22 protein-coding genes are annotated in these 22,793 nt (G+C 62.4%); 15 read left to right on the forward strand and 7 right to left on the reverse strand.

Going from position 1 to position 22,793, the window contains the following annotated elements:
* The 3 genes from FPB55_RS05430 to FPB55_RS05440 form a co-directional block, all read right to left on the reverse strand.
* Complete coding sequence (locus FPB55_RS05430) at positions 1 to 348, reverse strand: ArsC family reductase (protein ID WP_054881204.1); 348 nt, start codon at positions 346 to 348, stop codon at positions 1 to 3.
* Between the two features lie 125 nt (positions 349 to 473).
* Positions 474 to 773, reverse strand: a complete 300-nt coding sequence (locus tag FPB55_RS05435; RefSeq protein ID WP_115293485.1) for a HigA family addiction module antitoxin — start codon at positions 771 to 773, stop codon at positions 474 to 476.
* 8 nt (positions 774 to 781) lie between these two features.
* Positions 782 to 1,060 carry a type II toxin-antitoxin system RelE/ParE family toxin gene (locus FPB55_RS05440; protein WP_144187667.1) on the reverse strand — a complete coding sequence of 93 codons (279 nt, stop codon included), beginning with the start codon at positions 1,058 to 1,060 and terminating at the stop codon, positions 782 to 784.
* A 248-nt stretch (positions 1,061 to 1,308) separates the two neighbouring features.
* On the opposite strand from FPB55_RS05440, the gene FPB55_RS05445 reads away from it, so the two are divergent.
* Positions 1,309 to 2,955, forward strand: coding sequence for a Na+/H+ antiporter (locus tag FPB55_RS05445; protein WP_054890073.1), 1,647 nt, complete (start codon positions 1,309 to 1,311; stop codon positions 2,953 to 2,955).
* 713 nt (positions 2,956 to 3,668) lie between these two features.
* Here the strand turns inward: FPB55_RS05445 and dapC are convergent.
* From dapC to FPB55_RS05465, 4 genes are read right to left on the reverse strand one after another with little or no spacing between them, the layout of a single operon-like run.
* Positions 3,669 to 4,865 (reverse strand): succinyldiaminopimelate transaminase, encoded by a 1,197-nt coding sequence (gene dapC / locus FPB55_RS05450; RefSeq protein ID WP_125855216.1) that lies wholly within the window; start codon positions 4,863 to 4,865, stop codon positions 3,669 to 3,671.
* A 30-nt stretch (positions 4,866 to 4,895) separates the two neighbouring features.
* Positions 4,896 to 7,598 (reverse strand): [protein-PII] uridylyltransferase, encoded by a 2,703-nt coding sequence (locus tag FPB55_RS05455; protein ID WP_054890071.1) that lies wholly within the window; start codon positions 7,596 to 7,598, stop codon positions 4,896 to 4,898.
* 32 nt (positions 7,599 to 7,630) lie between these two features.
* A complete protein-coding gene (gene map, locus FPB55_RS05460; protein ID WP_009686955.1) occupies positions 7,631 to 8,413 on the reverse strand; it encodes a type I methionyl aminopeptidase in 783 nt (260 codons plus the stop codon).
* Entirely contained in the window at positions 8,413 to 8,661 is a 249-nt protein-coding gene (locus FPB55_RS05465) for a hypothetical protein (protein ID WP_144187669.1), read from the reverse strand. The genes map and FPB55_RS05465 overlap by 1 nt, the downstream gene beginning before the upstream one ends.
* Before the next feature lie 175 nt (positions 8,662 to 8,836).
* Here FPB55_RS05465 and rpsB point away from each other — a divergent pair, with 175 nt between their 5' ends.
* The 14 genes from rpsB (at position 8,837) to lpxB (ending at position 22,792) form a co-directional block, all read left to right on the forward strand.
* Positions 8,837 to 9,574, forward strand: a complete 738-nt coding sequence (gene rpsB / locus FPB55_RS05470; protein ID WP_003252287.1) for a 30S ribosomal protein S2 — start codon at positions 8,837 to 8,839, stop codon at positions 9,572 to 9,574.
* Between the two features lie 185 nt (positions 9,575 to 9,759).
* Positions 9,760 to 10,623, forward strand: coding sequence for a translation elongation factor Ts (tsf, locus tag FPB55_RS05475; protein WP_009686951.1), 864 nt, complete (start codon positions 9,760 to 9,762; stop codon positions 10,621 to 10,623).
* Between the two features lie 178 nt (positions 10,624 to 10,801).
* Positions 10,802 to 11,545: a UMP kinase gene (gene pyrH, locus FPB55_RS05480; RefSeq protein WP_009686950.1), complete on the forward strand. Its 744-nt coding sequence runs from the start codon at positions 10,802 to 10,804 to the stop codon at positions 11,543 to 11,545.
* Positions 11,542 to 12,099 (forward strand): ribosome recycling factor, encoded by a 558-nt coding sequence (gene frr, locus FPB55_RS05485; RefSeq protein WP_029886984.1) that lies wholly within the window; start codon positions 11,542 to 11,544, stop codon positions 12,097 to 12,099. The genes pyrH and frr overlap by 4 nt, the downstream gene beginning before the upstream one ends.
* 15 nt (positions 12,100 to 12,114) lie before the next feature.
* Positions 12,115 to 12,870: a polyprenyl diphosphate synthase gene (gene uppS, locus FPB55_RS05490; protein WP_009686947.1), complete on the forward strand. Its 756-nt coding sequence runs from the start codon at positions 12,115 to 12,117 to the stop codon at positions 12,868 to 12,870.
* A complete protein-coding gene (locus tag FPB55_RS05495; RefSeq protein WP_029886983.1) occupies positions 12,870 to 13,685 on the forward strand; it encodes a phosphatidate cytidylyltransferase in 816 nt (271 codons plus the stop codon). Before uppS ends, FPB55_RS05495 begins: the two co-directional genes overlap by 1 nt.
* Complete coding sequence (gene ispC, locus FPB55_RS05500; RefSeq protein ID WP_144187671.1) at positions 13,682 to 14,872, forward strand: 1-deoxy-D-xylulose-5-phosphate reductoisomerase; 1,191 nt, start codon at positions 13,682 to 13,684, stop codon at positions 14,870 to 14,872. Before FPB55_RS05495 ends, ispC begins: the two co-directional genes overlap by 4 nt.
* A 71-nt stretch (positions 14,873 to 14,943) precedes the next feature.
* Positions 14,944 to 16,296 (forward strand): RIP metalloprotease RseP, encoded by a 1,353-nt coding sequence (gene rseP / locus FPB55_RS05505; RefSeq protein ID WP_144187673.1) that lies wholly within the window; start codon positions 14,944 to 14,946, stop codon positions 16,294 to 16,296.
* A 73-nt stretch (positions 16,297 to 16,369) separates the two neighbouring features.
* Complete coding sequence (bamA, locus tag FPB55_RS05510; RefSeq protein ID WP_125855349.1) at positions 16,370 to 18,730, forward strand: outer membrane protein assembly factor BamA; 2,361 nt, start codon at positions 16,370 to 16,372, stop codon at positions 18,728 to 18,730.
* A 44-nt stretch (positions 18,731 to 18,774) separates the two neighbouring features.
* Positions 18,775 to 19,278, forward strand: a complete 504-nt coding sequence (locus FPB55_RS05515; protein WP_003252311.1) for an OmpH family outer membrane protein — start codon at positions 18,775 to 18,777, stop codon at positions 19,276 to 19,278.
* Position 19,279: 1 nt separating this feature from the next.
* Positions 19,280 to 20,335, forward strand: a complete 1,056-nt coding sequence (lpxD, locus tag FPB55_RS05520; protein ID WP_125855348.1) for a UDP-3-O-(3-hydroxymyristoyl)glucosamine N-acyltransferase — start codon at positions 19,280 to 19,282, stop codon at positions 20,333 to 20,335.
* Between the two features lie 114 nt (positions 20,336 to 20,449).
* Positions 20,450 to 20,890, forward strand: a complete 441-nt coding sequence (gene fabZ, locus FPB55_RS05525) for a 3-hydroxyacyl-ACP dehydratase FabZ (RefSeq protein WP_004375427.1) — start codon at positions 20,450 to 20,452, stop codon at positions 20,888 to 20,890.
* The gene (gene lpxA / locus FPB55_RS05530; protein ID WP_009686941.1) at positions 20,887 to 21,663 is read left to right on the forward strand and encodes an acyl-ACP--UDP-N-acetylglucosamine O-acyltransferase; all 777 of its coding nucleotides are present in this window, start codon (positions 20,887 to 20,889) and stop codon (positions 21,661 to 21,663) included. Before fabZ ends, lpxA begins: the two co-directional genes overlap by 4 nt.
* A gap of 1 nt (position 21,664) precedes the next feature.
* Positions 21,665 to 22,792, forward strand: a complete 1,128-nt coding sequence (gene lpxB / locus FPB55_RS05535; protein WP_144187675.1) for a lipid-A-disaccharide synthase — start codon at positions 21,665 to 21,667, stop codon at positions 22,790 to 22,792.
* Position 22,793 lies beyond the last annotated feature (1 nt).

Consider the following 22,793-nt stretch of genomic DNA (forward strand, 5'->3'; position numbering starts at 1 on the left):
TCAGGCGAAGGCTGCGGCGTACAGGTCAGGCTTGAAGCCGACCAACGTGCGCGCGCCAAGGTCGAGCACCGGGCGCTTGATCATCGACGGCTGGGCCAGCATCAGCTCGACGGCCTTGGCCTGGTCGAGGTCTGCCTTGCTGGCGTCGTCCAGCTTGCGGAACGTGGTGCCGGCACGGTTGAGGATGACTTCCCAGCCGTGTTCGTCGCACCAGCGGTTCAGGCTGTCACGGTCGATGCCTTGGGTCTTGTAGTCGTGGAATTCGTAGGCGATGGACTGGTCTTCGAGCCAGGTACGCGCTTTTTTCATGGTGTCGCAGGCTTTGATGCCGTAGAGCGTGTAGGTCATTGTGTGCATTGGGGATAACAGGTTGCCCCAACCTCTCCGTTTTTCGATTTCAGTCTCGGGATTATGCGGGAAGCAACCTCGCGGCGCCACGCCTGTGGCGTCCATGTCTATTGATCAAGGCGTGTTCAGGCGACCAGGCGCTGTACCGCCCCGATGATCTCTTCACCGTGTCGCTGTTCGGCGGTGCGCAGATCGAAGGCGGTCTGCAGGTTGAGCCAGAACTCGGGGGTAGTATTCAGGCAAATGGACAGACGCAGCGCCATATCGGCGGAAACACCGCCCCGTTCGCGCAGGATATTGTTGACGGTTGGAGTGGCGACGCCCAGCGCCCTGGCCAATGCCGCAGCACTGAAGCCTATTTCTTTCTGGAAGTCCTCACGCAGGACTTCACCGGGATGGATTGGACGCATACCGTTCTTGAGCATGATGCACCTCAGTGGTAATCGGTAATTTCAACGTTGGCCGGCCCGCTGTCGGTCCAGGTGAAGCACAAGCGCCATTGGTCATTGACGCGAATGCTGTGCTGACCAGCACGGTTGCCGCTCAATGCCTCGAGGCGGTTGCCAGGTGGCGATCGCAGGTCTCGCAGCTCTATTGCGGCGTTGAGCATGGCCAGTTTGCGCTCCGCGACTGATTTGATATCTGACCAACGTCGCGTTTTTCCAGCAACAAAGAGTGCTTCCGTGTCGACACAACTAAAGCGTTGAATGATGAGGTTGAACGCATAACGTTATTCGTTACGCATGATTATACGACCTCATCGCGGTAGTTCCAGGGCTTCGCTGCACGTTGCTCGAGTAACGCCGGCCATGATTGCTGGGTATCATCATGTTACATATTCATCCGCCACCTGCGACTATCGTGCAGCGGCCCCGGTTCGCCGATCGCCGCTAACATATTGTTTCAATGGCGATGTTTCGCCCTGTTGTCGTTTCTGGTTCATAAAGGAAGCCTTACCGGATGCAGTCCGCCTACACCGTCCTCATCCTGTTGACCTTGGTCAGCCTGTCGAAACTGGTCGGTCGCCTGATTCCGCTGCCCTTGCCGCTGGTGCAGATCGCCGCTGGCGCCTTGCTGGCGTGGCCGACCCTGGGCCTGCATGTGGCGCTGGACCCCGAGCTGTTCCTGTTTCTGTTCCTGCCGCCACTGCTGTTCGCCGATGGCTGGCGGATTCCCAAGCGCGAACTGTGGCGCCTTCGAGGGCCCGTGGTGGCGCTGGCGGTAGGGCTGGTGCTGTTCACTGTGGTCGGGGCCGGTTACTTCATTCACTGGCTGATGCCCAGCATCCCGCTGCCGGTGGCCTTCGCCTTGGCCGCCGTGTTGTCGCCGACCGACGCCGTCGCCGTATCGGCCATTACCCAGGACCGCCTGCCCACCCCGCTGATGCATATGCTGCAGGGCGAGGCGCTGATGAACGACGCCTCTGGCCTGGTGACCTTCAAGTTCGCCCTGGCGGCGGCAATCACCGGGGCCTTCTCGCTGGCCGACGCCAGCTTCAGCTTCGTGCTGGTAGCACTGGGGGGCCTGGCAGTGGGCGTGGCCCTGAGCTGGCTGATCGGCCGCCTGCGCATGTGGATGATCACCCGGGGCTGGGACGACCCTGCGACCCATGTCGTGTTCATGCTGCTGTTGCCGTTCGCGGCTTATGTACTGGCCGAGCGCCTGGGCGTGTCGGGCATTTTGTCGGCAGTGGCCGCCGGCATGATGCAGAGCTGGCTCGACCTGCTGCCACGCCAGACCAGCACCCGCCTGCTCAACCGCAGCGTCTGGTCGCTGCTGGAGTTCGCCTTCAATGGCCTGATTTTCCTGCTACTGGGCCTGCAGTTACCGGACATCATCAAGGCTGTGGTCAGCCACGAAACCACCGTGTGGCCGACCCTGGCCTACCGCTGCCTGGATGTGCTGGCGATTTTTGCCGCGCTGATCCTGCTGCGTTTCATCTGGGTGCAGAGTATCTGGCGCGCGATCGGCGTGCTGCGCCGCTGGCGCGGTAAGCCGGCGCTGGTGCTGGTGCCTACGGCGCGCTCCTGCTGGCTGCTGACCTTCGGCGGCGTGCGGGGTGCAGTGACCCTGGCGGGTGTGATGTCGGTGCCATTGCTGATGGGGGCAGGCAAGGCGTTCCCGGAACGGGACCTGCTGATTTTCATCGCGGCAGGGGTGATCCTGCTATCGCTGGTCAGCGCCTGTATCGCCTTGCCGCTATTGCTGCGCGGGGTGACCAAAAGCGCCGACGAGCGCTTGCAACAGGAGGTGCAGGAAGCCTGGCGGCGCACGGCAGAAGCGGCGATCCATGCCCTGGAGGCGGAGGAAGTGATCGACAGCAATGCGCCGCAGGATGCAGACCAGGCAACCATGGCCACGGAACTGAAGGCGCGCCTGATGGCGGAGTACCGGGATGAGCTGGACAGTTATAACGACACGGCCGAAGCCAAGGCACTGGCCGAGCAGATGGATTTGCTGGAGCGCCGCTTGCGCCTGCGGGCGCTAAGGGCGCAGCGGCTGGAGCTGTACAACCTGCATCGTCAGCACGAGGTGGGCGATGAAGTGGTGCGGCAGGTGCTGGGCGAGCTGGACATGAGTGAGGCGAACCTGGGCCAGGTCAAATAAAGCGCTGGGGCTGCATTGCAGCAACAGGTATCTCACCTACCCCGGTAGGAGCAACTGTTTTACTGCAAATTTGAAAAGCCTGCGCGATTCACCTGTGGGAGCGGGCAAGCCCGCGAAGCAGGCGACGCGGTGTCTGGCACCGGCTGCGCCGGTGTTCGCGGGCATGCCCGCTCCCACAGGGCCTGCGCTGGCTTGGCCTTGCCGCCGTACTTGCAGGAGCAACTGTCTTTCTCAAAATTTGAAAAGCCTGCGCGATTCACCTGTGGGAGCGGGCTTGCCCGCGAAGCAGGCGACGCGGTGGATGGCACCGGCTGCGCCGGTGTTCGCGGGCATGCCCGCTCCCACAGGGGCTGCTCTGGCTTGGCGTTGCCCCCGAACTTGCAGGAGCAACTTTCTTTCTCAAAATTTGAAAAGCCTGCGCGATTCAACCTGTGGGAGCGGGCAAGCCCGCGAAGCAAGCGACGCGGTGTATGGCACCGGCTTTGCCGGTGTTCGCGGGCACGCCCGCTCCCACAGGGCCTGCGCTGGCTTGGAGTTGCCGCCGTACTTGCAGGAGCAACTGTGTTGCTCAAAATTTGAAAAGCCTGCGCGATTCATTGTGGGAGCGGGCAAGCCCGCGAAGCAGGCGACGCGGTGTATGGCACCGGCTGCGCCGGTGTTCGCGGGCACGCCCGCTCCCACAGGAACCGCGTACAAACCGCCCCCCGATCCTGTCAGCGGCTTTGCAGAAACGCGCGAATGCGCTCGGCAGCTTCGATGCACTCGGCCAGCGGTGCAACCAAGGCCATGCGGACACGCCCGGCCCCCGGGTTCACACCACCCACTTCCCGCGAAAGGTAAGACCCCGGCACCACCGTCACATGCTGGGCTTCGAACAGGTCACGCGTGAACTCGGCATCGTCGCCAGGCACCTTGGCCCACAGGTAGAAGCTGCCGTCCGGGCGCTGTACGTCCAGTACCGGCTGCAGGATCTCCAGCACAGCATCGTATTTGGCCCGGTACTGGTCGCGGTTTTCGCGCACATGCGCTTCATCCTGCCAGGCGGCGATGCTCGCCAGTTGGGTTTGCACCGGCATGGCGCAGCCGTGGTAGGTACGGTACAGCAGGAATGGCTTGATGATGTCGGCGTCGCCGGCAACGAAGCCCGAGCGCAGGCCCGGCAGGTTGGAGCGCTTGGACAGGCTGTGGAAGACCACGCAACGTTTGAAGTCGCTGCGGCCCAGCTCCGCGCAAGCGCTCAACAGGCCCGGCGGCGGGGCGTCTTCGTCGAAGTACAGTTCGCTGTAGCACTCATCGGCGGCGATCACGAAGTCATGCTCGTCGGCCAGGGCAATCAGCGTTTTCAGGGTGTCCATGGGCACCAGCGCCCCGGTCGGGTTGCCCGGCGAGCACAGGAACAGGATCTGGCAGCGCTGCCAGACATCGGCCGGCACGGCGTCGAAGTCCGGGTTGAAGCCATTGGCCTCCAGGCACGGCAGGTAGTGTGGGGTGGCACCGGCCAGCAGGGCTGCGCCTTCATAGATCTGGTAGAAAGGGTTCGGGCTGACCACCAGGCCGTCATCGGCGCGGTTGACCACGGCCTGGGTGAAGGCGAACAGCGCCTCGCGGGTGCCATTGACCGGCAGGATATGACGGTCGGCGTCGAGCCAGCCGGCGGGCACGCCAAACCGCTGCTCGCACCACTGGCCAATAGCCTGGCGCAGCGCCGGCAGGCCGAGGGTGCTGGGATAGACAGCCAGCTTGTCGAGGTTGTCGGCCATGGCCTGGGCGACGAACGCCGGCGATTCGTGCTTCGGCTCACCGATCGACAGGGCGATGGCGCGTTTGTCCGCCGCAGGCTTCACGGTGCCCAGCAGGGCGCGAAGCTTTTCGAACGGGTAGGGCTGAAGCTGGGTCAAGGCATGGTTCATCGGCGCAAGGTCTCGTCAATCGTCTAATCGTTAAATGGTCAGGCGGCTCGGGCTGGTGTCGCTGCCTTGGCCGGCCTGCAGCTGCTGCACGATAGCTTCCTGCAGGCGGCTGCACAGTTGCGGGTCGGACAGCGGCTGGTTGTCGGCATCGGTGATGAAGAACACGTCTTCGACCCGTTCGCCGAGGGTGGCGATCTTGGCGTTCTGCAGTGACAGGTCGAATTCCAGGAAAATCCGCCCCAGCCGGGCCAGCAGGCCAGGGCGGTCGGGGGCCGTGATCTCCAGAATGGTCACCGGCCGTTGGGCATCGTTGAGGATGGTCACCTGTGGCGGGAAGTCGAAGTGCTTGAGCTGGCGGGGCACCCGGCGCTGAATGATGGTCGGGTAGTTCTCGGGGTTGCGCAAGGCTTCGCTCAGGCCGTCGCGAATCTGCCGCACCCGTTGCGGGTTGTCGCCAATCGAGCCGCCGTCGTTGTCCAGCACGATGTAGGTGTCGAGGGTGAACTGGCTGCTGGAGGTGATGATTCGCGCGTCGTGAATGTTCAGGTTCAGCTGCGACATGGCCGCTACCGTCACCGCAAAGAAGTCGTGCTGGTCCGGGGCGTAGATGAAGATCTGCGTGCCACCCTCGAACTCGCGCTGGGTGGTTTCCTTGATCAGCACCAGAGGGCCGCCATCGGCGGGCTGCTGCAGGATCGCATCACTGTGCCAGGCCACGTCGGCCGCAGTGTGCTTGAGGAAGTAGTCATCGCCCAGCTGCGACCACAATTGTTCGACGTCGTCCGGGTCGGTGCCCTCGCGCACCAGGATGTCCAGGGCGGCAGACTGGGTTTGGCGAATCTGCTCTTCGCGGTCCAGCGGGTTTTCCAGGCCGCGGCGCAAGGCCCGCTTGGTCTCGGTGTAAAGCTGGCGCAACAGGCTGGCGCGCCACGAGTTCCACAAGCTGGGGTTGGTGGCATTGATATCGGCCACGGTCAGCACGTACAGGTAGTCCAGGCGCGTTTCGTCGCCGACGTGCAGGGCGAAGTCGTTGATCACCTGCGGGTCGGACAGGTCCTTGCGCTGGGCGGTGGTAGACATCACCAGGTGGTTGAGCACCAGCCAGACGATCAGCCGGCTGTCCCACGCGGGCAGTTGGTGGCGTTCGCAGAACTTCTGCGCGTCTACTGCACCGAGCTCCGAGTGGTCACCGTGGCGGCCCTTGCCGATGTCGTGGTACAGGCCGGCCAGGTAGATCAGCTCGGGTTTGGGCAGGCGCCCCATGAGCTTGCTGGCCAGCGGAAACTTCTCGGACACCGGTGTGTACTGCAGCTTGCGCAGGTGCTTGATGAGGTTGAGGGTGTGCGCATCCACGGTATAGATGTGGAACAGGTCGTGCTGCATCTGCCCGACGATCAGGCCGAACTCGGGCAGGTAACGCCCCAGGATGCCGTAGCGGTTCATTCGGCGCAGGTTACGGTGTATGCCGATCTCGCACTTGAACAGCTCGATGAACAGGCTGGTATTGCGGATGTCGGTGCGGAACGTGTCGTCGATCAGGTGCCGGTGTTCGCGCAGCAGGCGCACGGTATCGGCGCGTACACCCTTGATTTCCGGGTGCTGGGCCATCAGCACGAACATCTCCAGCATGGCGAACGGCGTGCGCTTGAACACGTTCGGCCGGGTGGCCTCGATATAGCCGTCATGCAGGCGGAAGCGCGCATTCAGCGGCTGGGTGCTGCCACTGTCCTCGTCGGCGAGGATGACCTCCTCGAAGTGCTGGATGATCAGGTCGCACAGCTGGCTGATGCTCATCACCACCCGGTAGTACTGGGTCATGAACTGCTCGATCGCCCGCTTGGGGTTCTCGTCGTGGTAGCCCAGCAGTTCGGCCAGGCTGCGCTGGTGGTCGAACAACAGGCGGTCTTCGGCGCGGCCGGCCAGCATGTGCAGGGCGTAACGCACCTTCCATAGAAAGTCCTGCGACGAGGCCAGCAGTTCGTTCTCGCTTTCCAGCAGGAAGCCTTCGCCAGCCAGTGCGAGCAGGTTCAAGGTGCCGTATTGGCGGCGCGCCACCCACAGTACGGTCTGGATATCGCGCAGGCCGCCAGGGGACCCTTTGACGTTGGGTTCCAGGTTGTACTCGGTGTCGTTGTACTTGTGGTGGCGGGCCTTGAGTTCGGCGCGCTTGGCCAGGAAGAACTCCTTGCTCGGCCACATGTGCGCGGTGCTGGTCACGTCCAGCATGCGTTGGCGCAACGGCTCCGGGCCGGCGATGGTGCGGCTTTCCATCAGGTTGGTGATCACCGTGAGGTCGGCGCGGGCCTGTTCGGCACACTCGTCCACGGTACGCACGCTCTGGCCGACTTCCAGGCCTATGTCCCACAGCAGGGTCAGAAACCGTTCGATGGCATCGCGGTACTGTTCATGATCGGCAGCGCCCAGGAGGATCAGCAGGTCGATGTCCGAATGCGGGTGCAGTTCACCGCGCCCGTAGCCACCCACCGCAACCAGGGCGATGCCGCTGTGGTCCCCCCAGTCGAACTGGTTCCAGGCCTGTTGCAGGATATTGTCGACCAGCCAGGCACGGGCCTCGATCAGCGGGCGAATGTCGCCGCCGGCGCGGAAACGCTTGTCGAGCACCTCGCCGGCCAGGCGGATGGCTTTCTTGAAAGCGGCGATAGGGCTCGCCTTGAGAGCCAGTTCCGCCTGGAACTGGCCGCGGTCGAACAGTTCGGGGTCCACCTGGGGCATCGCGTCACGTTCCTGTCGTGGGTTGGCCGGGCTCAGGCCGAGGTGCGCGGGATCGTATCGTCCTTGCGCAGGGTGAAGATCTCGTAGCCGGTCGCAGTCACCACCAAGGTGTGCTCCCACTGGGCCGAGAGCTTGCGGTCCTTGGTGATGGCGGTCCAGCCGTCGCCCAGCACCTTGGTGTCGGCCTTGCCCTGGTTGATCATGGGTTCGATGGTGAAGGTCATGCCTTCCTTCAGTTCCATGCCCGTGCCTGCGCGGCCGTAGTGGAGGATCTGCGGTTCTTCGTGGAACACCTTGCCGATACCGTGGCCGCAGAATTCACGCACCACCGAGAAGCCGTTCTTTTCGGCGTGCTTCTGGATCACTTCACCGATGTCGCCCAGGCGGCACCCTGGCTTGACCAGTTCAATGGCCTTGTACATGCATTCCTGGGTCACCTTGGACAGGCGCTCGGCCCATGCCGGCACGGTGCCGACGTGGAACATGCGGCTGGTATCGCCGTGGTAGCCGTCCTTGATCACGGTGACGTCGATGTTCAGCGTGTCACCGTCCTTGAGCGGCTTGTCGTTGGGGATGCCGTGGCAGACCACATGGTTGATCGAGGTGCAGATCGACTTCGGGTAGCCTTTGTAGTTGAGCGGCGCCGGGATGGCCTGCTGAACATTGACGATGTAGTCGTGGCACAGGCGGTCCAGCGCTTCGGTGGTGACGCCGGGCTTGACGTGTTCCTCGATCATTTCCAGCACTTCGGCAGCCAGGCGGCCAGCGATGCGCATCTTTTCGATGTCTTCTGCGGTCTTGATGGTAACGGTCATTACAGGCTCTCTACGGCGCCGTGCACGGCGCGAACAAACGGGAAAGGGCTTATTCTATCAGAGCGTCCAGCTGCAAGCTGCAAGTGGCAAGTGGCAAGTGGCAAGTGGCAAGCTACAAGAAGAAGCGGATCGTGCGTCGGCTGCTTTTTGCTTTTTGCTTTTTGCTTTTTGCTTTTTGCTTTTGCTTTTGCTTTTGCTTGCAGCTTGCAGCTTGCAGCTTGCAGCTTGCAGCTTGCAGCTGCTTCCACCGGGTTCCGTTTGCCCGCGGTCTGTGGTATAACATGCGCCGCTTTCGGGCACGACCCCGTCAGCATTTAACCCACACACGTGTCGACACGATGACCTGGGTGCCCCGAGTTGCAGAATTCGCGGGTTGGTCATTGGGATACGTGGAGGCCCAACCCGACTTATCAAGGAACTATCATGTCCCAAGTCAATATGCGCGATATGCTGAAGGCCGGTGTGCACTTCGGCCACCAGACCCGTTACTGGAACCCGAAAATGGGCAAGTACATTTTCGGCGCGCGTAACAAGATCCACATCGTCAACCTGGAAAAAACCCTGCCAATGTTCAACGACGCTCTGTCGTTCGTAGAGCGCCTGGCCCAGGGCAAGAACAAGATCCTGTTCGTCGGCACCAAGCGTTCCGCCGGCAAGATCGTCGCCGAGCAAGCTGCTCGTTGCGGTTCGCCATACGTTGACCACCGTTGGTTGGGCGGCATGCTGACCAACTACAAAACCATCCGCGCCTCGATCAAGCGTCTGCGCGACCTGGAAACCCAGGCCGAAGATGGCACTTTCGCCAAGCTGACCAAGAAAGAAGCCCTGATGCGCTCCCGCGACCTGGAAAAACTGGATCGCAGCCTGGGCGGCATCAAGGACATGGGTGGTCTGCCAGACGCTCTGTTCGTTATCGACGTTGATCACGAGCGCATCGCGATCACCGAAGCCAACAAACTGGGTATCCCGGTTATCGGCGTTGTCGATACCAACAGCAGCCCGGAAGGTGTTGACTACATCATCCCAGGTAACGATGACGCCATTCGCGCTATCGAGCTGTACATGACTTCGATGGCTGACGCCGTCATCCGCGGCCGCAACAACGTTGCCGGCGGCACTGAAGTCTACGCTGAAGAAGCGGCTGCACCTGCTGCTGAGTAATAGGCGCTAGCGTCTACTTGGCACGCGAAAAGGGGGCTCTGCCCCCTTTTTGCCACCTTGAAATCCTGCTGTCAGCATCGGCCCCGCATCATGGGCCTGCTGGAACACAAGCAGCGGATTTGCAGAATTTAACGCCCGTGACCAACGGGTGGAATGGTTGAAAAACTTTCCAAGAGGATTTTGAAATGGCAGCAATTACTGCAGCGCTGGTCAAAGAACTGCGCGAGCGTACCGGCGAAGGCATGATGGATTGCAAAAAGGCCCTGGAAAAGGCCGGCGGCGACATCGAAAAAGCCATTGACGACATGCGTGCCTCGGGCGCCATCAAGGCCGCCAAAAAGGCAGGCAACGTCGCTGCTGAAGGCGCTATCGCGGTCAAGACCGACGGTAAATCCGCCGTTCTGCTGGAAGTGAACTCGCAGACCGACTTCCTGGCCCTGCAAGACGACTTCAAGAACTTCGTTGCTGAAAGCCTCGAAGAAGCCTTCGCCCAGAAGCTGACCGACGCTGCGCCGCTGATCGCTTCGCGTGAAGCTGCTCGTGAAGCCCTGGTCGCCAAGTGCGGCGAGAACGTCAACATCCGCCGCCTGGTGCGCGTTGAGGGTGACGTTGTCGGTGCCTACCTGCACGGCAACAAGATCGGTGCCGTTGTTGTCCTGAACGGCGGCGACGTCGAGCTGGCCAAGAACATCGCCATGCACGTGGCTGCGTCGAACCCTGAGTTCCTGGATTCGTCGGAAATCTCCGCCGAGGCCATCGAGCGTGAGAAGGGCGTGTTCCTGCAGCTGAACGCTGACAAGATCGCCGGCAAGCCAGAGAACATCGTTGAGAACATGATCAACGGCCGTATCACCAAGTTCAAGGCTGAAGCCTCGCTGAAAGAGCAGGCTTTCGTCATGAACCCGGAAGTCAAAGTTGGCGAGCTGGCCAAGAAAGCCGGTGCTGAAATCGTTTCCTTCACCTACTTCAAAGTAGGCGAGGGCATCGAGAAGCCAGTCGACGACTTCGCTGCTGAAGTTGCCGCTCAGGTAGCTGCTGCCAAGCAGTAAGACAGCCCCGTCTGTCGCCCCAAAGAGGCTGCCCGCTCACGCGCGCAGCCTCTTTGTCAAAGCGGGAACGGTTTACAGAAACCGCTGCTCGCGGACGCAATCGTTGCGTCACGTTACAGTTACAAGCAGGCTCAAGCAGCCCGCAAGAATTTTACAAACGCCGCAGGAGAGATTCGCAATGGCTCAGCAGGGCAGTGGTCATCAGGCTCGCTATAAACGCATTCTACTCAAACTTAGCGGCGAGGCCCTGATGGGCTCGGAAGAGTTCGGGATCGACCCCAAGGTCCTGGATCGCATGGCGCTGGAAGTCGGCCAACTGGTCGGCATCGGTGTTCAGGTAGGCCTGGTGATCGGTGGTGGCAACCTGTTCCGTGGCGCGGCGCTCAGTGCAGCCGGCATGGACCGTGTTACCGGCGACCACATGGGGATGCTGGCCACCGTGATGAATGCCCTGGCCATGCGCGACGCGCTGGAGCGGGCGAACATCACTGCCATCGTCATGTCGGCGATCTCCATGGTGGGTGTCACCGATCATTACGACCGTCGCAAAGCCATGCGTCACCTCAACGCCAAGGAAGTCGTGATTTTCGCCGCCGGTACTGGCAACCCGTTCTTCACCACCGACTCTGCCGCTTGCCTGCGCGCCATCGAAATCGATGCCGACGTGGTATTGAAGGCAACCAAGGTCGATGGTGTATACACTGCAGATCCATTCAAGGACCCGCATGCCGAGAAGTTCGATCATCTGACCTACGATGAAGTGCTGGATCGCAAGCTGGGGGTAATGGATCTCACGGCAATCTGCCTGTGCCGCGACCACAAGATGCCGCTGCGCGTCTTCAACATGAACAAGCCCGGCGCCCTGCTGAACATCGTGCATGGCGGCGCGGAAGGAACTCTGATCGAGGAAGTCCAGAAATGATCAACGATATCAAGAAAGACGCGCAGGAGCGCATGACCAAGTCCCTCGAGGCCCTGGCTCGCAACCTGGCGGCCATCCGTACGGGTCGCGCTCACCCAAGCATCCTGGATACCGTCAGGGTCACTGCCTGGGGCAGCGAGATGCCGCTGAACCAGGTGGCTGCAATCACCGTCGAAGATGCCCGCACGCTGAAGATCGTCGCCCACGACAAGAACCTCAGCGCGGCTATCGAAAAAGCCATCCTCACCTCTGACCTGGGCCTGAACCCGTCCAGCGCCGGTACCACCATTCGCGTGCCGATGCCGGCCCTGACCGAGGAAACCCGCAAGGGCTATACCAAGCAGGCCAGCGCTGTTGCCGAAGACGCCAAGGTAGCCGTGCGCAACGTGCGCCGCGACGCCCTGGCCGACCTGAAGAAGCTGACCAAGGACAAGGAAATCAGTGAAGACGAAGAGCGTCGCGCCGCTGATGACATCCAGAAGCTGACCGACAAGTTCGTTGCCGAGGTCGATGCTGCCTTCAAGGCCAAGGAAAAGGACCTGATGGCCGTCTGAGGCCGGGGTTTTTTAATGGAAAAGACCAAGCCAGCGGTGCCGTCCTCGGTGCCGCGTCATGTCGCGATCATCATGGACGGCAACAACCGCTGGGCAAAAAAACGCCTGCTGCCCGGCGTTGCCGGGCACAAGGCGGGTGTCGACGCCGTTCGCGCGGTCATCGAAGTCTGTGCCCAGTCCGGGGTCGAGGTGCTGACCCTGTTCGCCTTCTCCAGTGAAAACTGGCAGCGCCCGGCCGAAGAAGTCGGTGCGCTGATGGAACTGTTCTTCTCGGCCCTGCGCCGTGAGGCCAAGCGCCTCAACGAAAACAATATCAGCCTGCGTATCATCGGTGACCGCTCGCGGTTCCACCCGGAGTTGCAGGCTGCCATGCGTGAAGCCGAGGCGCTGACCGCCGGCAACAACCGCTTCATCCTGCAAATCGCTGCCAACTACGGCGGTCAGTGGGACATTGCCCAGGCCGCGCAACGGCTGGCGCGGGAAGTGCAAGCCGGGCACCTGCGCCCGGACGACATCACCCCTGGCCTGCTGCAGACGTGCCTGGCAACCGGTGAGCTGCCGTTGCCGGACCTGTGTATCCGCACCGGTGGCGAGCATCGCATCAGCAATTTCCTGCTGTGGCAGCTGGCATATGCCGAGCTGTATTTCTCCGACCTGTACTGGCCGGACTTCAAACACGAGGCCATGCGTAAAGCCCTGGCCGATTTCGCTTCGCGCCAGCGCCGCTTCGGTAAGACCAGCGAGCAGGTCGAGGCTGGAGCTCGTGCTTAATGCTTAAACAACGCATCATTACCGCGCTGATCCTGCTGCCGATTGCGCTGGGTGGTTTCTTCCTGCTCAACGGTGGGGATTTTGCCCTGTTCATCGGCTTCGTAGTGACCCTCGGTGCCTGGGAGTGGGCGCGCCTGGCCGGCCTGATGGCCCAGCCGCTGCGCATTGCTTACGCCCTGGTGGTGGCCGGGGCGCTGATGCTGCTGTACATCCTGCCGGAGCTGGCCCCCTGGGTGCTCGGCGCCGCAGTGATCTGGTGGGGGTTGGCGACCTGGCTGGTGCTGACCTATCCACGCAGCAGCGAGTTGTGGGCCAGTGCTGCCTGCCGGCTGCTGATAGGCCTGCTGGTATTGCTGCCCGCCTGGCAGGGGTTGGTGCTGCTCAAGCACTGGCCGCTGGGCAACTGGCTGATTCTCTCGGTCATGGTGCTGGTGTGGGCTGCCGACATCGGCGCGTACTTTTCTGGCCGTGCATTCGGCAAGCGCAAGCTGGCCCCGCAGGTCAGCCCCGGCAAGAGCTGGGAAGGCGTGTATGGCGGGCTGGCGGTCAGCTTGCTGATCACCCTCGGTGTGGGCATAAGCCGCGACTGGGGCGTCGGCCAGGTGCTGCTCGGCCTGCTGGGTGCTGCGCTGCTGGTGATGGCCTCGGTGGTCGGTGACCTGACCGAGAGCATGTTCAAGCGCCGCTCCGGCATCAAGGACAGCAGCAACCTGCTCCCCGGCCACGGCGGTGTGCTCGACCGCATCGACAGCCTGACGGCAGCGATCCCGATCTTTGCCGTGTTGTTGTGGGCTGCCGAATGGGGTGTCATGTGACTCGCCCGCAACGTATCACCGTGCTCGGTGCCACCGGCTCCATCGGCCTGAGCACCCTGGACGTGATTGCCCGGCACCCTGATCGCTACCAGGCGTTCGCCCTCAGTGGCTATTCGCGTGTGGACGAACTGCTGGCCCTGTGCGTGCGCCACCGCCCGGCGTTCGCCGTGGTGCCGAGCGGTGAAGCGGCCATGCGGTTGCGTGCAGGTCTGGCGGCGGCCGGTTGTGCAACCGAGGTGCTCGAAGGCGACGCCGGGCTGTGCCAGGTGGCATCGGCAAGTGAAGTGGACGCCGTGATGGCGGCCATCGTCGGGGCTGCCGGCTTGCGGCCCACCTTGGCGGCTGTCGAGGCGGGCAAGAAGGTCCTGCTGGCCAACAAGGAAGCGCTGGTGATGTCGGGGGCCCTGTTCATGGACGCCGTGCGGCGCCATGGCGCCGTGCTGCTGCCGATCGACAGCGAGCACAACGCTATCTTCCAGTGCATGCCTGGCGACTATGCCCGTGGCCTGAGTGCGGTGGGGGTGCGGCGGATCCTGCTGACGGCTTCCGGTGGCCCGTTCCGTGAAACGCCCGTCGAAGCGCTGATGGGGGTGACCCCGGAGCAAGCCTGTGCGCACCCTAACTGGTCGATGGGGCGCAAGATCTCCGTGGATTCGGCCAGCATGATGAATAAAGGGCTGGAACTGATCGAAGCCTGTTGGCTGTTCGATGCTGCGCCGGCCAAGGTCGAAGTGGTAGTGCACCCGCAGAGCGTGATCCACTCGCTGGTCGACTACGTGGATGGCTCGGTCCTTGCCCAGCTGGGCAACCCGGACATGCGCACCCCGATCGCCAACGCCCTGGCCTGGCCCGAACGGATCGACTCCGGGGTGGCGCCGCTGGACCTGTTCGCCGTCGCCCGTCTGGATTTCCAGGCGCCCGACGAACAACGCTTCCCTTGCCTGCGCCTCGCGCGGCAGGCTGCCGAAGCCGGCAACAGTGCCCCCGCCGTGCTCAATGCCGCCAACGAAGTGGCGGTGCAAGCATTTCTCGAGCGGCGTATTCGCTTCCCGGAGATCGCGGGTATGATCGAACAGGTACTCGAGCAGGAACCTGTGGTGCCCCTGCCTTCCCTGGACGCGGTGTTCGCCGCCGACCAGCGGGCCCGGGAGCTTTCCCGGGAGTGGCTGCGCCGCCACGGCCGCTGATGCAGGCTCGCTACGGTGCGTGAGGGGGCAGGGTATTGCCCCGCCCCGCTGAATATCATTCGGAGATGGACATGACAGCGCTCTACATGATTATCGGCACCCTCGTGGCCCTGGGGGTGCTGGTGACCTTTCATGAATTCGGCCACTTCTGGGTCGCGCGCCGCTGTGGCGTGAAGGTGCTGCGTTTTTCGGTGGGTTTCGGCACGCCGCTGCTGCGCTGGCATGACCGCCATGGCACCGAGTTCGTCGTGGCGGCGATCCCGCTGGGCGGCTACGTGAAGATGCTCGACGAGCGCGAAGGTGATGTGCCGCCGGCGTTGCTCGGCCAGTCGTTCAACCGCAAACCGGTAGGCCAGCGTATCGCCATTGTCGCGGCCGGCCCGACCGCCAATTTCCTGCTGGCAATCGTGTTCTTCTGGCTGCTGGCGATGCTGGGTACCCAACAGGTTCGCCCGGTCATTGGTAGCGTCGATGCCGGCAGCCTGGCGGCGTCGGCCGGGCTGGCCGCAGGTCAGGAAATCGTCTCTGTGGACGGCAAGCCGACCAGCGGTTGGGCGGCGGTCAACCTGCAGCTGGTGCGGCGCCTGGGCGAGAGCGGCACCTTGCAGGTTGGCGTGCGCGACGATGGCGCCAGTGCCGAGCGCCAGTTGCAGGTCAAGCTGGACAGCTGGTTGAAGGGCGCCGATGAGCCAGACCCGATCCAGTCCCTTGGGCTGCACCCATGGCGCCCGGCGATTGCGCCGGTGCTGGCCGAGATCGACCCGAAAGGGCCGGCTGCCGCTGCGGGCCTCAAGAGCGGTGACAAGCTGCTGGCGGTCGACGGCGTTGCCGTGACCGAATGGCAGCAGGTGGTCGACAGTGTACGTGCCCGGCCGGATGCCAAGGTGCAGGTCCGCGTGGAGCGCGACGGTGCTGCCCTCGACGTGCCGGTGGTCCTGGCCCACAAGGGCGAGGGCAAGGCCGTTGCCGGGTACCTGGGTGCCGGGGTCAAAGGTGGCGAATGGCCTGCCAGCATGCTTCGCGAAGTCAGCTATGGCCCGCTGGAGGCGGTGGGCGAGGGCTTGTCACGCACCTGGAACATGAGTGTCCTTACCCTCGAATCGCTGAAGAAAATGCTGTTCGGGGAGCTCTCGGTAAAAAACTTGAGTGGACCGATAACCATTGCTAAAGTGGCGGGCGCTTCAGCCCAGTCCGGCATCGGGGATTTCCTGAATTTCCTCGCCTACCTGAGCATAAGCCTGGGGGTTCTTAACCTGCTGCCCATCCCGGTACTCGATGGGGGGCATTTGCTGTTTTATCTGGTCGAGTGGGCGCGCGGTCGTCCGCTGTCGGATCGGGTGCAAGGTTGGGGGGTCCAGATCGGTATCAGTTTGGTCATAGGGGTGATGTTGCTCGCCCTGATCAACGATCTGGGTCGACTATAAAGCTTCGCTCAATTGCGAACCCGCCGTTTTTTCACGGCGGGTTGTTTATTGCCAGTTGGAATAAAAGGACTTCATGAAACGTCTGCTGCTAACTGCGGTCATGTCCGCACTGATGATCGCTGAAGTTCACGCCGAGTCCTTCACCATCTCCGATATTCGCGTCAACGGCCTGCAGCGGGTATCCGCCGGCAGCGTGTTCGGTGCCTTGCCGCTGAACGTCGGTGACCAGGCTGATGACCGCCGCCTGGTGGACTCGACCCGTTCCCTGTTCAAGACCGGGTTCTTCCAGGACATCCAGTTGAACCGCGATGGCAATGTGCTGATCATCAACGTGGTCGAGCGCCCGTCGGTGTCGAGCATCGAGATCGAAGGCAACAAGGCGATCAGCACCGATGACCTGATGAAAGGCCTGAAGCAATCCGGCCTGGCCGAAGGCGAGATCTTCCAGCGTGCCACCCTTGAAGGCGTGCGTAACGAACTGCAGCGCCAGTACGTGGCCCAGGGCCGCTACTCGGCCGAGGTCGACGCCGAGGTGGTGCCGCAGCCGCGCAACCGCGTGGCACTGAAGATCAAGATCAACGAAGGCACGGTCGCGGCCATCCAGCACATCAACATCGTCGGCAACAACGTGTTCGACGACGATACCCTGGGCCAGTTGTTCGAGCTGAAAACCACCAACTGGCTGTCGTTCTTCAAGAATGACGACAAGTACGCCCGCGAAAAGCTGTCCGGTGACCTTGAGCGCCTGCGTTCCTACTACCTGGACCGCGGCTACATCAACATGGACATCGCCTCGACCCAGGTGTCGATCACGCCAGACAAGAAGCACGTCTACATCACCGTCAACATCAACGAAGGCGAGAAGTACACCGTTCGCGACGTGAAGCTGTCCGGTGACCTCAAGGTGCCGGAAGACCAGGTCAAGTCGCTGCTGCTGGTGCAGCCTGGCCAGGTATTCTCGCGCAAGGTGATGACCACCACGTCCGAGCTGATCACCCGCCGCCTGGGCAACGAGGGCTACACCTTCGCCAACGTCAACGGCGTGCCACAGCCGAATGAACAGGACCACACGGTAGACATCATGTTCGTGGTCGACCCGGGCAAGCGTGCCTACGTCAACCGCATCAACTACCGTGGCAACACCAAGACCGAAGACGAAGTGCTGCGTCGCGAAATGCGCCAGATGGAAGGCGGGTGGGCGTCGACCTACCTGATCGACCAGTCCAAGACCCGCCTCGAGCGCCTGGGCTTCTTCAAGGAAGTCAACGTCGAGACCCCACCGGTGCCGGGCACCGATGACCAGGTCGACGTCAACTACAGCGTGGAGGAGCAAGCCTCCGGTTCGATCACCGCCAGCGTCGGTTTCGCCCAGAGCGCGGGCCTGATCCTGGGTGGTTCGATCAGCCAGAGCAACTTCCTCGGCACCGGTAACAAGGTGTCCATCGGCTTGACCCGTTCGGAATACCAGACCCGCTACAACTTTGGCTTCGTGGATCCCTACTTCACTGCCGACGGCGTGAGCCTGGGCTACAACGCCTTCTACCGCAGCACCAACTACGATGACCTCGATGTCGACGTGGCCAGCTATGCGGTGGACAGCCTCGGTGCAGGTGTGAGCCTGGGCTACCCGATCAGCGAAACTTCGCGCCTGACCTACGGCCTGAGCGTGCAGCAGGACAAGATCAAGACCGGCAAGTACACCGTCGACGAGATCTTCGATTTCCTCGACCAGGAAGGCGACAACTTCCTCAACTTCAAGGCGTCGATCGGCTGGTCCGAGTCGACCTTGAACAAAGGTGTGCTGGCGACCCGCGGTCACTCGCAAAGCCTGACCCTGGAATCGACCATTCCAGGCAGCGACCTGTCGTTCTTCAAGCTCGACTACCGTGGCCAGCTGTTCCAGCCGATCAACAATGACTACACCCTGCGCCTGCACACCGAGCTGGGCTATGGTGATGGTTATGGCAGCACCTCCGGCCTGCCGTTCTACGAGAACTACTTCGCGGGTGGCTTCAACTCCGTCCGCGGCTTCAAAGACAGCAGCCTGGGCCCACGCAGTACCCCAAGCCGCGGTGAGAAAAATGGGGGTAAACCGGGGACTATTGAGGATCCGGACAAGGATCCACTACCGTTTGGCGGTAACGTCCTCGTACAAGGTGGCGTCGAGCTCCTGTTCCCGCTGCCGTTCGTCAAGGACCAGCGTTCGCTGCGCACCTCCGTGTTCTGGGATGTGGGTAACGTGTTCGACACCAACTGCGGCAAGAAGCCTGATTGCGAGAAGGTCGGTTTCTCGGGCATGGCCAGTTCGGTCGGCCTGGGCGTGACCTGGATTACTGCACTGGGCCCGCTGAGCTTCAGCCTGGCAATGCCGGTCAAGAAGCCGGACGATGCCGATACCCAGGTGTTCCAATTCTCTCTGGGCCAGACCTTCTAAGGTCGGCCCTTGCTTAACGACAACGGTTTATCCAGGAGTGCATCGTGCGTAAATTGGCTCAACTGGCCGTAGTGGCCGCGGCGCTGGTCGCCACCCCGGCTTTCGCCGAAATGAAGGTTGCCGTGCTGAACTATCAGATGGCCCTGCTGGAATCGGACGCCGCCAAGAAGTACGCGGTGGATGCCGAGAAGAAATTCGGCCCGCAACTGACCAAGCTGAAAAGCCTGGAAAGCAGCGCCAAGGGTATCCAGGACCGCTTGATCAAGGGCGGCGACAAGATGCAGCAGCAGGAGCGTGAGCGCCTGGAGCTCGAGTTCAAGCAAAAAGCCCGCGACTTCCAGTTCCAGTCCAAGGAGCTGAACGAAGCCAAGGCCGTTGCCGACCGTGACATGCTCAAGCAGCTGAAGCCGAAGCTGGATGGCGCTGTTGAGGAAGTGATCAAGAAAGGCGGTTACGACCTGGTTCTCGAGCGTGGCGCGGTCATCGATGTCAAACCTCAGTACGACATCACCCGCCAGGTCATCGAGCGCATGAACCAAGCCCGTTGATATGAGTGTGACCATGACGCTAGGCCAGCTGGCCGAGGCCCTCGGTGCCACCCTGAAGGGGCCCGAGGCGCTGCAGATTACCGGGCTGGCCACCTTGCAAGAGGCTGGCCCCGGGCAGTTGACCTTCCTGGCCAACCCGCAGTACCGCAAGTACCTGGATAACTGCCAGGCCGGCGCGGTGCTGCTCAAGGCCTCGGACGCCGAAAGCTTTGCCGGCAATGCCCTGGTCGTGGCCGACCCGTACCTGGCTTATGCGCGCATTTCCCACCTGTTCGATCCGAAACCCAAGGCTGTGGCGGGAATCCATCCCAGCGCCGTGGTGGCCGAGGATGCCCAGGTAGATGCCAGCGCCAGCATCGGGCCGTTCGCGGTCATCGAAAGTGGCGCCCGTATCGGCGCCAACGTGAGCATTGGTGCACATTGCTTCATTGGTGCCCGTTGCGTGGTGGGTGAAGGCGGCTGGCTGGCACCGAGGGTCACGTTGTATCACGACGTCACCATCGGCAAGCGCGTGGTCATTCAGTCGGGTGCGGTGATCGGCGGTGAAGGCTTTGGCTTCGCCAACGAGAAGGGCATCTGGCGCAAGATCGCCCAGATTGGCGGCGTTACCATCGGCGATGATGTGGAAATCGGCGTCAACACGGCGGTCGACCGTGGCGCGCTGTCGGACACGCGCATCGGCGATGGGGTCAAGCTGGATAACCAGATCCAGATCGCCCACAACGTGCAGATCGGCGACCACACCGCCATGGCTGCGTGTGTCGGTATTTCCGGCAGCACGCGCATTGGCAAGCACTGCATGCTGGCGGGTGGCGTGGGGCTGGTGGGGCACATTGATGTTTGCGATAACGTATTCATTTCCGGAATGACCATGGTTACCCGCTCGATCACCGAGCCGGGCTCCTATTCTTCCGGTACGGCCATGCAGCCATTGGCTGACTGGCGCAAGAGCGCCGCGCGTATCCGCCACCTGGACGATATGGCCAAGCGCCTCCAGCAGCTGGAAAAACGCGTCGATACCGTGACCTCAGGTGGCCAGCCGGCATCAGAAGGCTGATACCATTCCCTGAGCAAGAGTGAACAGTCGCTAGCTGGCTCCTCTTTGGATTGCAAAAGGAGCGTGCGGTCAGCACCTGCGCTCCCTATTCTTATTACAGGCTTCCCCCCCGAAATGATGGACATCAACGAGATTCGCGAATACCTGCCTCACCGTTACCCGTTCCTGCTGGTGGACCGCGTGACGGAGCTGGACTACGAGGCCCAGAGCATTCGTGCCTACAAGAATGTCAGCATCAACGAGCCGTTCTTCAATGGCCACTTCCCGGCGCACCCGATCATGCCGGGCGTCCTGATCATCGAAGCCATGGCCCAGGCGGCCGGTATCCTGGGTTTCAAGATGCTCGATGCCAAGCCTGCCGATGGCACCCTGTATTACTTCGTCGGCTCCGACAAGCTGCGTTTCCGCCAGCCGGTGCTGCCGGGTGACCAGTTGGTGCTGGAAGCCAAGTTCCTCAGCCGCAAGAGCATGATCTGGAAGTTCGAATGCCGCGCCCTGGTCGACGGCAAGCCGGTGTGCTCGGCAGAAATCACCTGCGCGGAACGCTCCCTATGAATTCGATTGATCCTCGGGCCATCATCGATCCCTCGGCCAAGCTCGCCGACGGTGTCGAGGTGGGCCCTTGGTCGATCGTGGGCCCCGATGTCGAGGTCGGGGAGGGCACCGTTATCGGCCCGCATGTTGTGTTGAAGGGGCCGACCCGCATCGGCAAGCACAACCGTATCTTTCAGTTTTCGTCGATTGGCGAAGACACCCCGGACCTCAAGTACAAGGGTGAGCCGACGCGCCTGGTGATTGGCGACCACAACGTGATCCGCGAAGGGGTGACCATTCACCGTGGGACCATTCAGGACCGTGCCGAAACCACCCTGGGCGACCACAACCTGATCATGGCCTATGCCCACATCGGCCACGACAGCGTCATCGGTAACCACTGCATTCTGGTCAACAACACGGCCCTTGCCGGGCATGTGCATGTGGGCGACTGGGCGATCCTGTCCGGCTACACCCTGGTGCACCAGTACTGCCATATTGGTGCCCACGCGTTTTCCGGCATGGGTACGGCGATCGGCAAGGACGTACCGGCCTTCGTGACCGTGTTCGGTAGCCCGGCCGAAGCCCGCAGCATGAACTTCGAGGGCATGCGCCGGCGCGGTTTCAGCGCCGAAGTGATCCACGTGCTGCGCCGCTGCTACAAAATTGTCTATCGTCAGGGCCTTACCGTCGAAGACGCACTCAAGGAGCTGGCCGAGCCTGCTGCGCTGCACCCTGAGGTCGAGCTGTTCCGCCAGTCGATCGTGAACTCCGCTCGCGGCATCACCCGCTGACATGGCCCGGCTTTGCGTAGCGCTGGTGGCCGGTGAGGCCAGCGGCGATATTCTGGGTTCAGGCCTGATGCGTGCCCTCAGGGAGCGCCACCCCGACATACGCTTTATCGGGGTGGGCGGCCCCTTGATGGAAGCCGAAGGCCTGCAATCCTATTTCCCGATGGAACGCCTGGCGGTCATGGGCCTGGTGGAGGTGCTGGGGCGCCTGCGCGAGCTGCTCAAGCGGCGCAAACTGCTGATCCAGACCCTGATCGATGAAAAGCCGGATGTGTTCATCGGTATCGATGCGCCTGACTTTACCCTCAACATCGAGCTGAAACTGCGGCAGGCCGGGATCAAGACCGTGCACTACGTCAGCCCGTCGGTCTGGGCCTGGCGGCAGAAGCGGGTGCTGAAGATCCGCGAAGGCTGCGACCTGATGCTGACCCTGCTGCCGTTCGAGGCGCGGTTCTATGAAGAGCAGGGCGTGCCGGTGCGCTTTGTCGGCCACCCGCTGGCCGACACCATCCCGCTGCAGGCCGACCGCGCAGGTGCGCGTGCCGCCCTGGGCCTGGGCGAGGGCCCGGTGGTGGCCCTGATGCCGGGCAGCCGCGGCGGCGAGGTTGGCCGCTTGGGGGCGTTGTTCCTCGATGCTGCCGAGCGCCTGTGCCACCACGTACCGGGCGTGCGCTTCGTACTGCCGTGTGCCAACGCGGCGCGGCGCGCGCAGGTCGAGCAGATGCTCGAAGGGCGGCAGTTGCCGCTGATGCTGCTCGATGGCCAGTCGCACCACGCCCTGGCCGCCTGCGACGCGGTGTTGATCGCCTCGGGTACCGCCACCCTCGAAGCCTTGCTGTACAAGCGGCCGATGGTGGTGGCTTACCGCCTGGCGCCGCTGACCTACTGGATTCTCAAGCGGCTGGTGAAAAGCCCCTACGTGTCGTTGCCCAACCTGTTGGCGCAGCGTGAGCTGGTACCTGAACTGCTGCAGGACGCTGCCACCAGCGAGGCGTTGGCCAATACCCTGGTACCGTTGTTGCGCGATGGGAGCCGGCAGACCGAACGTTTCGACGAAATTCACCGCACCCTGCGCCGCGACGCCTCCAATCAGGCGGCCGAGGCGGTGCTGGCCCTGCTCAAGGACCGCTGAC

It is taken from the genome of Pseudomonas sp. BJP69, assembly GCF_007633355.1.
GTDB classification, from domain to species: Bacteria; Pseudomonadota; Gammaproteobacteria; order Pseudomonadales; family Pseudomonadaceae; genus Aquipseudomonas; species Aquipseudomonas juntendi.